Below are 11,375 nucleotides of genomic sequence, written 5' to 3'. Positions count from 1 at the left end.
GACCGTCCAAATTGGTCCCACCAGATTGGTAGGGCCAATTTGACAATCCCTCAAGGGGCTTGCAGCGTCGGGGCAGCCGCACGGGGACGAGACGCATGAAGATCACCGACATCACGCTGACGCTGTTCACCTGGAGCAACCTGCCGAAGATCAGCTACGGCGCGCATGCCGCCGGCGGCGGCGAGACCAAGATGGGCCTGCTCGCCATCGAGACGGATGAGGGCGTGACCGGCCACGCCTTCCTCGGCAGCGCGACGAATGGGGCGGACAGCGAGGCGGCATCCCTGATCCGCACGCTGAAGCCGATGATGCTGAGCGAGGATCCCTTCGCGCGCGAAAGGCTCAATCAGAAACTCTGGAGCCGCATCCGCCAGACCACGACGCGCGCCGTCGGCGCCATCGACATCGCGCTGTGGGACATCGCCGGCAAGGCGCTCGGCGTGCCGGTGTGGAAGCTGATCGGCAAGGTGCGCGACGCGATCCCGGCCTATGCGAGCTCGGCCGTGCTGCCCTCCGCGAGCGCCTATGCCGAGGAAGCGCAGCGCATCAAGCAGGCCGGCTGGGCGGCCTACAAGATCCATCCGCCGCAGCGCCTGCGCGACGACATCGCCGCCTGCGAGGCGGTGCGCCGCGCGGTCGGCGACGACTACCGCGTGATGCTCGATTCCACCTGGGGCTACGATTTCCCCACCGCGCTGCGTGTCGGCCGCGCGATCGAGGAGATGGGCTTCTACTGGTACGAGGACCCGCTGCACGACCAGGACGTCTACAACTACGTCAAGCTGCGCCAGACGCTGCACATCCCGATCATGGCGACCGAGTATCCGATGACCGGGCTCGAATCCTACCCGGTCTGGCTGATGAACCACGCCACCGACTACCTGCGCGGCGACGTCACGGTGAAGGGCGGGCTGACCACCTGCCTGAAGACGGCGCACCTCGCCCAGGCCTTCCGCATGAACTACGAGATCCACCATGGCGGGAATTCGCTGAACAACCTCGCCAACCTCCACCTCGCCATGTGCATCCCGAACACCGAGTTCTTCGAGGTGCTGCTGCCCGAGGAGGCGCAGAAGTACGGCATGCTGGAGGAGATCGAGATCGACGCGAACGGCCTGGTGCGCGCGCCGGACAAGCCCGGGCTGGGTGCCGCGATCGACTTCGACCTGATCCGGCACAATGCGATCGCGGTGCTGCGCTGATCCTCCGCGTCAGCGCAAGCCGTCGAGTGCGAGGTTGAGGGCGAGCACGTTCACCCGGGGCTCGCCCAGCAGGCCGAGGGCCGGGCCTTCCGTATGCTGCGCGACCAGCGCCGCGAGCCGTGCCTCCGGCACGCCGCGGGCCCGTGCCACGCGGCCGATCTGCCGCGCCGCGTTCTGCGGGCTGATGTGCGGGTCGAGGCCGGAGCCGGAGGCGGTGACGGCATCGGCGGGCACGGGACCGCCGCCGAGCGCCGCGACACGCTCCTGCACCGCGCCGCGCAGGGCTTCGGAGGTCGGACCGAGCTGCGAGGCGGCCGAGGCCGCCGCGTTGTACGGTGCCGCGCGCGTGCTGCCCGCGTTCTCGGGATCCGGCTCCGTGGTCGCCGAAGGGCGCGGGTGGAAGTAGCGCTCCGAGGTGAAGTTCTGGCCGAGCAGGGCGGAGCCGACCACGCGGCCCTCGCGCTCGACCAGGCTGCCGCCGGCCTGGGTGGGGAAGGCCACGCCGGCCACCCCGGTGAAGGCGAGCGGCACGGCCAGGCCGAGGAGAAGGGTGAGCAGCACGACCACGCTGATGGCCGGGCGAAGGATGGTCGTCATGGTCAGGCAAGCCCTAGGAGCTGGAGGATGGAATCGATGATCTTGATGCCGAGGAAGGGCGCCGCGATGCCGCCCAGCCCGTAGATCAGCAGGTTCCGCCGCAGCAGGGCGGCGGCGCCGACCGGCACGTAGCGCACGCCGCGCAAGGCGAGCGGCACCAGCGCCACGATGATCAGGGCGTTGAAGATGACGGCGGACAGGATGGCGCTCTCCGGGCTGGCCAGGTGCATGACGTTGAGGGCCTGGAGCTCCGGATAGCTCGCGACGAAGATCGCCGGCAGGATGGCGAAGTACTTCGCGACGTCGTTGGCGATGGAGAAGGTCGTCAGCGCGCCGCGCGTGATCAGCAGCTGCTTGCCGATCTCCACCACCTCGATGAGCTTGGTCGGGTCGCTGTCGAGATCGACCATGTTGCCGGCTTCCCGCGCTGCCTGGGTGCCGGTCTGCATGGCGAGGCCGACATCGGCCTGGGCCAGGGCCGGCGCGTCGTTGGTGCCGTCGCCGGCCATGGCGACCAGCCGGCCTTCCGCCTGGGCCTTCCGGATGTAGGCGAGCTTGTCCTCGGGCGTGGCCTCCGCGATGAAGTCGTCGACGCCCGCTTCCGCCGCGATCGCGGCGGCCGTGCGCCGGTTGTCGCCGGTGACCATCACCGTGCGGATGCCCATGCGGCGCAGCGCATCGAAGCGCGCGCGCATGCCGGTCTTGACGATGTCCTTCAGCTCGATCGCGCCGAGCAGCCGGCTGTCCTTCGCCACCGCGAGCGGCGTGCCGCCCGCCCGCGCGATGCGATCCACGGCCTCCCGCAACGCGGGGGGGGCCTCGCCGCCGAGGCTCCGCAGCATGGCGTCGACCGCGCCCTTGCGGTAGCTCCCGGTAGGCAGGTCGACGCCCGAGATGCGGGTCTGCGCCGTGAAGGGCACGACGGTGGCGGCCGCCGGTTGCGGCGGCACCGTGATGCCGTGGCGTTCCCGCGCAAAGGCGAGGATCGAGCGGCCTTCCGGCGTCTCGTCCGCCAGCGAGGACAGCGCGGCGGCCTCGGCCAGCTCCCGCTCGCCGACGCCCGGGACCGGGACGAAGGCGGCCGCCTGGCGGTTGCCCAGCGTGATCGTGCCGGTCTTGTCGAGCAGCAGGACATCGACGTCGCCCGCCGCCTCCACCGCCCGGCCGGAGGTCGCCAGCACGTTGAACCGCACCAGGCGGTCCATGCCCGCGATGCCGATGGCCGACAGCAGCCCGCCGATGGTCGTGGGGATCAGGGTCACGAGCAGCGCGGCCAGGACCGCGACGGATGGCGGCTGCCCGTTCCAGGACGCCAGCCCGACCAGGGTCGCGACCGCCACGAGGAAGATGATCGTCATGCCGGCCAGCAGGATGTCGAGCGCGATCTCGTTCGGCGTCTTCTGGCGCGACGCCCCTTCCACCAGCCCGATCATGCGGTCGAGGAAGGTCGAGCCGGGCGCGGCGGTGATGCGCACGACGATCCAGTCCGAGACCACCAGCGTGCCGCCGGTCACCGCGCTGCGGTCGCCGCCGCTCTCGCGGATCACCGGGGCGGATTCGCCGGTCACCGCGGCCTCGTTCACGCTCGCGATTCCTTCGACGACCTCGCCGTCGGAGGGAATGAGGTCGCCGGCCTCGACCAGCACCAGCTCGCCGACGCGCAGGCCTTCCGCCGCGCGCGGTTCCCACAGCGCGCGATCGTCGGCGCGCAGCAGGACCTTGGCCTGCGTATCCGACCGCGCCCGGCGCAGGCTGTCCGCCTGCGCGCGGCCCCGGCCCTCGGCGACCGCCTCGGCGAAGGTGGCGAAGAGCACGGTCAGCCAGAGCCACAGGGCGATGCCGGCCTGGAAGGTCCAGGGCTGCCCGAGCGCCGCGGCGCGGAGCGCGAGGATCGTGACGAGGATGGAGACCACCTCGGTCACGAAGATGACCGGGTTCCGGACCAGGCGCCGCGGATCGAGCTTGGCGACCGCCTCGATCGCCGCGCGGCGCAGGATGGGGCCCGACAGCAGGGCCGCGCCGCGGCCCGAGCGACGGCTGTCGCCCGCATGTGTGGCAGGTGTGGCGTTCATGGGATCGGGCCTCAGAAGGTCTGGCCGGCCAGCAGCGCGAAATGCTCCGCGATGGGGCCGAGGGCGAGGGCCGGCAGGAACTGCAGGCCGCCGAGGATCAGGACGACGCCGGCGAGCAGCCCGATGAAGAGCGGCCCGTGCGTCGGGAAGGTGCCGCGCGATTCCGCCAGCTTCGGCTTCGCGGCAAGCGACCCCGCGATCGCCATCACGGGCACGACGTAGGCGAAGCGGCCGAGCAGCATCGCGAGCCCGAGCGTCCCGTTGAGCCATGGCGTGTCCGCCGTCAGCCCGCCGAAGGCCGAGCCGTTGTTCCCCGCGGCGGAGGTATAGGCGTAGAGCATCTCGGACAGGCCATGCGGCCCGGCGTCCTGGATCGAGGAGATGGCCGCCGGCAGCACGAGCGATACCGCCGTGAAGCCGAGGATGGCCGCCGGCAGCACGAGCACGGCGAGCATCGCGAGCTTGACCTCCCGCGCCTGCACCTTCTTGCCGAGATATTCCGGCGTGCGCCCGACCATCAGCCCCGCGACGAAGACCGCGAGCAGCGCGAAGACGAGGATGCTGTACAGGCCCGACCCCGCACCGCCGGGCAGCACTTCGCCGAGCTGGATCAGGAACATCGGCACGAGGCCGCCGAGGGGCGTGAAGCTGTCGAACATCGCGTTGACCGCGCCGCAGGAGGCGCCCGTGGTCGTCGCCGTGAACAGGGCGGCGAGAGCCTGGCCGAAGCGGACCTCCTTGCCCTCCATGTTCCCCATCCCGGGGTCCACGCCGGCCGCGAGGTGGAGCGGGTTGCCGCCGGTTTCCGCCGCATAGACGATCGCCGTGGCGACCACGACGTAGCCCAGCATCACCGCGAGCAGCGCCCGGCCCTGCCGCACGTCGCCGACCATGTGCCCGAAGGTCAGGGCCAGCGCGAAGGGGATCACCTGCTGCGCCCAGATCTGCAGCGCCGTCGCAAGCGCCGACGGACCCTCGAACGGATGGGCGGAGTTGACGCCGAAGAAGCCGCCCCCGTTGGTGCCGAGGTGCTTGATCGCGATCTGGAAGGCCGCCGGCCCGAGCGGAACGGTCTGCGCCACGCCTTCGAGCGTCGTCGCCTGGACGTAGGGCGCGAGGGTCTGCGGCACGCCCATGGCGACGAAGGCCAGGCCCACCGCCAGGGCGAGCGGCAGCAGCAGGTACAGGGTCATCCGCACGAGATCGACCCAGAAATTGCCGAGGTCCCTCAACCCGCCCGCCGCGAAGGCGCGGCAGACGGCGAGCGCGAGGGCGATGCCCGTGGCGGCCGAAAGGAAGTTCTGCACCGACAGCCCCGCCATCTGGCTGAGGTAGCTCATCGCCGCCTCGCCGCTGTAGGCCTGCCAGTTGGTGTTCGTGACGAAGCTGATCGCGGTGTTGAAGGCGAGCCAGGGGGCGATGCCGTCGAAGCCCTGCGGGTTCAGCGGCAGCATGCCCTGCAGGCGCAGCAGCGCGTAGAGCAGCGCGAAGCCGGCGGCGTTCGCCGCGAGCATCGCCAGCGTGTAGCCCTTCCATCCCATCCCGCGGGCCGGGTCCACGCCTGCGATGCCGTAGATCGCGCGTTCGACCGGCGCGAGGAAGGTGACGCGTCCTGCCGCAACGGCGGCGACGTAACGTCCCACCGGGATCGCGGAAGCGACCACCAGCAGGAGGACGAGCGCGATCTGCGCCCAGCCTTCGAGGGTCATGGATCAGAGATCCTCGGGCCGCAGCAGGGCCCACAGCAGGTAGAGGAGGAGGCCGGCCGCCGCGCCGCCGGCCAGGAGAAGCTCGACCACGGCGATCACACCCGCTCGCAGCCGGCCGCATAGGCCGCGAGCAGGAGGAAGACGCCGACGCCGAGCGCGAGGAGGAGAAGATCGAGCATGCCTGGCTCCCGTTCTCAGGATCGGGGCGGTCGTAGTGCCGGGCGGCGTAAAGCCTCCATGCGCGATCGGGTCGGACGGCATAAAGACGGCGTAAAGATCCGCGCGGGGTCGCGTCTGGCCTGCTATCCGAGGGGGCCATGGTCGAGCAGCCCGCCCGTCCGGACCCCGATGCCCTGCTCGCCATCGCGCGGCGGGAAGCGCGGGGGCGCCTGAAGGTCTTCCTGGGGGCCGCGCCGGGGGTCGGCAAGACGATGGAGATGCTGGCCGAGGCGCACCGCCGCCAGGCCGGGGGCGCGGCGGTCCTGGTCGGCATCGTCGAGACGCACGGCCGCGCCGAGACGCAGGCGGCGATCGGCGGCCTGCCGGTGCTGCCGCGCGCCACTGTTGCCTATCGCGGCCAGCGGCTCGAGGAATTCGACCTCGACGGCGCGCTGGCCCAGCGGCCGCAGATCCTGCTCCTGGACGAGCTGGCCCACACCAACGCGCCCGGCAGTCGCCATCCGAAGCGCTGGCAGGATGTCGAGGAACTGCGCGACGCCGGCATCGAGGTGTGGACCACGCTGAACGTCCAGCATCTCGAGAGCCTGTCGGACGCGGTGGCGCGCATCACCGGCGTGCGCGTGGCCGAGACGGTGCCCGACCGCGTGCTGGCCGAAGCGGACGCCGTCGAGCTGATCGACATCCCGCCCGCCGAGCTCATCGAGCGCATGCGCCAGGGCAAGGTCTACCGGTCCGACCAGGCGGCGCGCGCGCTGCGCGGCTTCTTCCGGGAAGGCAATCTCGCCGCCCTGCGGGAGATGGCGCTGCGACGGACGGCGGAGCGCGTGGATGCCGACGTCACCGGCTACATGCGCGCCAACGCCATCGCCGGCCCGTGGCCCGCCGGTGAGCGGGTGATGGCCCTGGTCGGCGCCGATCCGTCGGCCGAGACGGTGGTGCGTGAGGCGCGGCGGGTCGCGGATGCGCTGAAGGCGCCGCTCGTCGCGCTGCATGTCGAGCGGCCGACCGCCGACCCCGCGACCGATCCGGGCCCGGCGCTCCGGCTGGCCGAGCGCCTGGGCGCCGAGGTGGAGACCCTCGCGGCGGCGGACCTGCCCTCGGCGATCCTGCGGGAGGCGCGGACGCGCAACGCCACCCACCTGGTCATCGGCCGCGGCCGCCCGGCCTGGTGGCGCCGCGCGACGGGACGCACGCTTGCGGCGGCGCTGCTGCGGCAGGGCACGGACTTCACGCTGCACCTGGTGCCCGCCACGGCCGGTCCGCCGCGATCCGTGCTGGCCGAACGCGGCCCGCTGCCGCGATGGGCCGGCTGGGCGACGACGGCGGCTCTCGTCGCCGCGGCGACCGGCATCGGCCTCGCCGTCGACGGCGTGGTGCCGGAAGGCGCGCTCGGCATGGTCTACCTCGTGCCGATCGTGGCGGCCGCCGTGGGGTTCGGCGCGCTGCAGGGCGCCGTCGCCGCGCTGCTGTCCTTCCTGGCCTGGAACTACCTGTTCCTGCCCCCGCGCTACACCTTCACCATCGCCGGCCCGCAGGACGTGGTCGGCGTCGTCGTCTTCGCGCTCGTCGCGCTGCTGCTGGCGGGCACCACCGGGGGCCTCGGGCGCTCGGTCCGCGCGGCACGGGCGCGCATGCTCGGCCTGCGCCGCCTGGTCGAATTCAGTCGCCGGCTCGGCGCGCCGGGGGACAAGGGCGACCTGCTGATGGCGATCGCGGAGGAAGCGTCGCGCATCGCGGGCGGTCCCGCCTGCGTGCTGCTCCTGCTGCCGCCGCTGCCCGGCGAGAACGCCCCGGAGCCGGTCCTGCGCGCCAGCGCCCCGATCATGGCCGAGCCCGACGAGGCGAGCATGGCCGCGGCGCGCTGGTCCGCCGCCCATGGACGCGCCGCGGGCCGGGGCACGGATACGCTCCCGTCCGCCGGCTGGCAGTTCCGGCCGATGCGCACGGCGCGCGGCCTCGCGGGCCTGGTGGGGCTGCGCCGGCCCGAGGGCGCCGGCGCGCTGGACGGAGAGGCCGATCGCGCGCTCGACGCCCTGCTCGACCAGGCCGCCGTCGCGCTCGAACGCGCGGACCTGATGGAGGAACGCGCCCGCGACGAGGCGCGCGCCGAGACGGAGGCGCTGCGGACGGCGCTGCTCACCTCGCTCGGCCACGACCTGCGGACGCCGCTGACCTCGATCCGCGGCGCGATCGGCACCTTGCGCAGCGCCGGACCCGCCCTGTCGGAGGCGACGCGCGCCGACCTGCTCGCGACCGCCGAGGAGGAGACGGAACGGCTGTCCCGATGGATCGCCAACATCCTCGACATGGTGCGCATCGAGAGCCGCCAGATCACGCCGCGACGGGAGACGGTGGACCTGGCCGAGGCAGCCGAGACCGCCGCCGCCCGGGCGCTGCGCAGCCATGGACGGGCGGTGACGGTCGATCCTGGCCCGCGCCCGGCCGCGCCGCGGCTCGACCCCGCGCTGCTCGACCAGGTGCTGGCCAACCTGCTCGACAACGCGCTGAAATATGCCGGTCCCGAGGGGCAGGTGGCGCTGCGCCTGGCGCGGGATGGCGCCGAGGTCGTCATCGCGGTGGAGGACGACGGTCCCGGCATTCCGCGCGAGGAGCTGCAGCGCGTCTTCGATCCGTTCTTCCGCGCGACCCGCACCGACCGCGTCGCCGCCGGCAGCGGGCTCGGCCTGGCGATCTGCCGCGGACTGGTGCAGGCCATGGGTGGCCGCATCGCCGCCGAAAGCCCCGCGCGGCCCGATGGGCGCGGCACGCGCATGGTGGTGAGGTTCCCCGGCGCATGAACGCGACGCCGTCCCCGCGCATCCTGGTCGTCGACGACGAGCCGCAGATCCACCGCTTCCTCGCTCCGGCGCTGGAGGCGGCGGGCTACGAGCCGCTGCGGGCGATGACGGCGGCCGAGGGCCTGCGCCTTGCCGCCGAACGGTCGCCGGCGCTGGTGCTGCTCGATCTCGGCCTGCCGGACAGCGACGGCAAACTCGCCATTCCCCGGCTCCGCGCCTTCACCCAGGTGCCGGTCGTCGTCCTTTCCGCGCGCGACCGCGAGGTCGAGAAGGTGGCCGCGCTCGATGCCGGCGCGGACGACTACGTCGAGAAGCCCTTCGCGCTGGGGGAATTGCTCGCCCGCATCCGCGCCGCGCTGCGCCGGGCCGGCGCCCCGGGACGCCCGGATGCGGAAGCCGTCTTCCGCGCCGGCGCGCTCGAGGTCGATCTCGGCCGCCGCACGGCGCGGGTGGACGGGGGCGAGCCGCTGAAGCTGACGCCGCGCGAATGGGACCTGCTGGCGGCGCTGATCCGCGGCGGCGAAGGCCGCGTCGTCACGCAACGCCAGCTGCTGGCGGCGGTCTGGGGTCCCGCCCATGTTGACGACGCCCAGTATCTGCGCGTCTACATCGGTCACCTGCGACAGAAGCTCGGCGCGGCGGCGGCGCTGATCCGCACGGAACCGGGCGTCGGCTATCGCTTCGGCGCCGAATAGGGCGCCGGTCGCGTCAGCCGGTCGGCGGCCGGTGCAAATCCACCGCGATGCCCTCCAGCCCCGGCACGGCCGGGTAGCGGCGCATCACCTCCGGGTCGTGGCCCGGGACGATGTGCTGCGCACTCGGCGCCAGGGCGCGCAGGCGATCGAAGCCTTCCAGCATCGCGCCGAGATGGAAGGCCGTCGTGTAGGGCCGGCCGGTGTCCATGTTCTCGTAGAAGTGCGTGACGTCGGAGGCGAGGACCACCTTCCCGCGCGCCGTGCTCACCCGCACGCATTGCAGCCCCATCGAATGGCCGCCCACGGCGTGCAGCGTGATGCCCGGCGCCAGCTCGGCATCGCCGTCATGGAAGACGACGCGGTCGGCATGGGTCATGCGGATGATGCCGGCCACGTCCTCCACCTCGAAGGAATGGCGGAGCTTCGGGTAGCGCATGTAGTGGCCGCAGGCGTAGTGCATCTCCCGCTCCTGCAGGTGGAAGCGGGCCTTCGGGAATTTGTGGAAGGTGCCGACATGGTCGTAGTGCAGGTGCGATATCACCACGTCCTCGACCGCCGCCGGATCGATGCCGAGCAGCGCGAGGCTGTCGACCGGGCAGCGCAGCCATTCCCGCCGGCGCTTCTTCGCGACCGGTTCGGTGAAGCCGGTGTCGAGGATCACGACGCGATCCTCGTTCACCATGGCCCAGACGAAGTAGTCCATGGGCATCGGGGCATCATGCGGGTCGCCGCCGACGAAGTGCTCGTGCCGGCGGGCGTCGCGCCGGGCGTAGCGCAGCGCGTGGACGCGGTAGGTCGCCTCGCTCATCCCTTCCCTCCCCGCGCGGTGACCGTCGGTGCGCCGTCGGCGTCGAGCACCGCCTGCACCGCCGCCGGATCGCATCGGACGGCGACATTGGCGCGTTCCAGCTGCAGCGTCATGGACACGCGGCTGTCGAGGTCGCCCCACCCGCGCGCCAGCGCCTCGTTGACCTCCTCGAGCGTCAGGTTGCACAGCCGCATGGGCACGCCGAGGTCCCGCCCCATGCCGACGGCGAGCGAGATGTCCTTGTGCGCGAGCTTCAGCGGGAAGGCGGGCGGATCGTAGGCTCCGACCAGGAACTGGTCGGCGAGGCGATCGAAGCTCCGCCGACGCCCCATCGCCCCCTGCCGCACCGCCGCCCAGAGATCGAGCGGATCCATCCCCGCCTTCACGCCCATCGAGAAGACCTCGGCCATCACGGTCTGGACCGCGTAGCCGGCCATGTTGTGCACGAGCTTCGCCACCGTCGCCGACCCGATCGGCCCGATATGGGCCGCCTGGTCGCCGAAGGCGTCGAGCACGGGCTTGAACCGGTCGTAGACCGCGCGGTCCCCGCCGACCCAGATGGCGAGCCGGCCGGATTCGGCCCCCTTCGGCCCGCCGCTGACGGGTGCGTCGAAGCCGTGGGCGCCCTTCTCCGCGAGCGCCGCGGCCATCCGCCGCACCAGGGCCTGCGCGTTGGTCGTCAGGTCGAACAGCGCCGCCCCCGGCCGGATGCCGGCGAGGATGCCGTCCGGCCCGAAGACGACCGGTTCGAACTCCTTCGGGCCGGGCAGGGAGGTGAAGATGACGTCGCACCGCTCGGCGACGGCGCGCGGGGTCTCGGCCCAGGCGGCGCCTGCGGCGAGGCGGTTCGCGCCCGCCTCGCGCCGGATGTCGTGCACGACGAGCGGATAGCCCGCCTTCTGGATGTTGGCCGCCATGAAGGCGCCCATGGTGCCGAGGCCGATGAAGCCGACCGTGATCGTGTCGTCAGGCATCGCGATTCTCGAAGACCGTCGTCGCCACCCGCGCGCCGGTCATGCCGGCCGGCCAGCCGGCGTAGAAGGCGAGGTGCGTGACGAGTTCCGCGATCTCCTCCCGCGTCACGCCGTTGTCGAGCGCCCGGCCGATATGCGTCTCGAGCTGCTCGGGGCGGTAGGTCGCGACCAGCGCGGCGACGGTGATCAGGCTGCGGTCGCGCTTCGACAGGCCGGGCCGCTCCCACAGGTCGCCGTAGAGGACGCCCTCGGTGTAGGCGACCAGCGCCGGGGCGGTCTTGCGGACGCGATCGCGCCCCGCGGATGTCGGGATCTTCGCCATGTCATGCTCCCTGGCAGG

The 11,375-nt window shown here is 72.4% G+C and carries 10 protein-coding genes; 3 read left to right on the top strand and 7 right to left on the bottom strand.

Going from position 1 to position 11,375, the window contains the following annotated elements:
• Positions 1 to 95: 95 nt before the first annotated feature.
• Positions 96 to 1,202: an enolase C-terminal domain-like protein gene (locus GWK16_RS19120; RefSeq protein ID WP_170055565.1), complete on the top strand. Its 1,107-nt coding sequence runs from the start codon at positions 96 to 98 to the stop codon at positions 1,200 to 1,202.
• A gap of 9 nt (positions 1,203 to 1,211) precedes the next feature.
• On the opposite strand, the gene kdpC is transcribed toward GWK16_RS19120, so the two are convergent.
• Genes kdpC through GWK16_RS19100 form a run of 4 tightly spaced genes read right to left on the bottom strand, consistent with a single transcriptional unit; the run spans position 1,212 to position 5,679 of the window.
• Entirely contained in the window at positions 1,212 to 1,799 is a 588-nt protein-coding gene (kdpC, locus tag GWK16_RS19115) for a potassium-transporting ATPase subunit KdpC (protein ID WP_170055564.1), read from the bottom strand.
• Between the two features lie 2 nt (positions 1,800 to 1,801).
• Positions 1,802 to 3,871, bottom strand: a complete 2,070-nt coding sequence (gene kdpB, locus GWK16_RS19110; protein WP_170055563.1) for a potassium-transporting ATPase subunit KdpB — start codon at positions 3,869 to 3,871, stop codon at positions 1,802 to 1,804.
• Positions 3,872 to 3,882: 11 nt separating this feature from the next.
• Positions 3,883 to 5,580 (bottom strand): potassium-transporting ATPase subunit KdpA, encoded by a 1,698-nt coding sequence (gene kdpA, locus GWK16_RS19105; RefSeq protein WP_170055562.1) that lies wholly within the window; start codon positions 5,578 to 5,580, stop codon positions 3,883 to 3,885.
• A 3-nt stretch (positions 5,581 to 5,583) separates the two neighbouring features.
• The gene (locus tag GWK16_RS19100) at positions 5,584 to 5,679 is read right to left on the bottom strand and encodes a potassium-transporting ATPase subunit F (protein WP_170055561.1); all 96 of its coding nucleotides are present in this window, start codon (positions 5,677 to 5,679) and stop codon (positions 5,584 to 5,586) included.
• A 218-nt stretch (positions 5,680 to 5,897) separates the two neighbouring features.
• Between GWK16_RS19100 and GWK16_RS19095 the strand changes: the two genes are divergently transcribed.
• Both GWK16_RS19095 and GWK16_RS19090 read left to right on the top strand, forming a co-directional pair.
• Positions 5,898 to 8,558 carry a sensor histidine kinase gene (locus GWK16_RS19095; RefSeq protein ID WP_170055560.1) on the top strand — a complete coding sequence of 887 codons (2,661 nt, stop codon included), beginning with the start codon at positions 5,898 to 5,900 and terminating at the stop codon, positions 8,556 to 8,558.
• Positions 8,555 to 9,253 (top strand): response regulator, encoded by a 699-nt coding sequence (locus GWK16_RS19090; protein WP_170055559.1) that lies wholly within the window; start codon positions 8,555 to 8,557, stop codon positions 9,251 to 9,253. The genes GWK16_RS19095 and GWK16_RS19090 overlap by 4 nt, the downstream gene beginning before the upstream one ends.
• Positions 9,254 to 9,266: 13 nt before the next feature.
• Here GWK16_RS19090 and GWK16_RS19085 read toward each other — a convergent pair whose 3' ends face one another.
• The 3 genes from GWK16_RS19085 to GWK16_RS19075 are packed head-to-tail and all read right to left on the bottom strand — an operon-like array spanning position 9,267 to position 11,357.
• The gene (locus tag GWK16_RS19085; protein ID WP_170055558.1) at positions 9,267 to 10,061 is read right to left on the bottom strand and encodes an N-acyl homoserine lactonase family protein; all 795 of its coding nucleotides are present in this window, start codon (positions 10,059 to 10,061) and stop codon (positions 9,267 to 9,269) included.
• On the bottom strand, positions 10,058 to 11,035 hold the full coding sequence (locus GWK16_RS19080; RefSeq protein WP_211187556.1) for an NAD(P)-dependent oxidoreductase: 978 nt from the start codon (positions 11,033 to 11,035) through the stop codon (positions 10,058 to 10,060). Before GWK16_RS19080 ends, GWK16_RS19085 begins: the two co-directional genes overlap by 4 nt.
• Positions 11,028 to 11,357 carry a carboxymuconolactone decarboxylase family protein gene (locus GWK16_RS19075; protein WP_170055557.1) on the bottom strand — a complete coding sequence of 110 codons (330 nt, stop codon included), beginning with the start codon at positions 11,355 to 11,357 and terminating at the stop codon, positions 11,028 to 11,030. Before GWK16_RS19075 ends, GWK16_RS19080 begins: the two co-directional genes overlap by 8 nt.
• Positions 11,358 to 11,375 lie beyond the last annotated feature (18 nt).

The sequence above is a fragment of the Neoroseomonas marina genome, assembly GCF_012927745.1.
GTDB lineage: Bacteria > Pseudomonadota > Alphaproteobacteria > Acetobacterales > Acetobacteraceae > Neoroseomonas > Neoroseomonas marina.
This window is presented reverse-complemented; position numbering and strand designations above follow the sequence as displayed.

Excerpts from the sequence above, each read along its gene's own strand:
- GWK16_RS19120 (WP_170055565.1), top strand. The coding sequence starts at position 96 with ATGAAGATCACCGACATCACGCTGACGCTGTTCACCTGGAGCAACCTG.
- kdpC (WP_170055564.1), bottom strand. The coding sequence starts at position 1,799 with ATGACGACCATCCTTCGCCCGGCCATCAGCGTGGTCGTGCTGCTCACC.
- kdpB (WP_170055563.1), bottom strand. The coding sequence starts at position 3,871 with ATGAACGCCACACCTGCCACACATGCGGGCGACAGCCGTCGCTCGGGC.
- kdpA (WP_170055562.1), bottom strand. The coding sequence starts at position 5,580 with ATGACCCTCGAAGGCTGGGCGCAGATCGCGCTCGTCCTCCTGCTGGTG.
- GWK16_RS19095 (WP_170055560.1), top strand. The coding sequence starts at position 5,898 with ATGGTCGAGCAGCCCGCCCGTCCGGACCCCGATGCCCTGCTCGCCATC.
- GWK16_RS19090 (WP_170055559.1), top strand. The coding sequence starts at position 8,555 with ATGAACGCGACGCCGTCCCCGCGCATCCTGGTCGTCGACGACGAGCCG.
- GWK16_RS19085 (WP_170055558.1), bottom strand. The coding sequence starts at position 10,061 with ATGAGCGAGGCGACCTACCGCGTCCACGCGCTGCGCTACGCCCGGCGC.
- GWK16_RS19080 (WP_211187556.1), bottom strand. The coding sequence starts at position 11,035 with ATGCCTGACGACACGATCACGGTCGGCTTCATCGGCCTCGGCACCATG.
- GWK16_RS19075 (WP_170055557.1), bottom strand. The coding sequence starts at position 11,357 with ATGGCGAAGATCCCGACATCCGCGGGGCGCGATCGCGTCCGCAAGACC.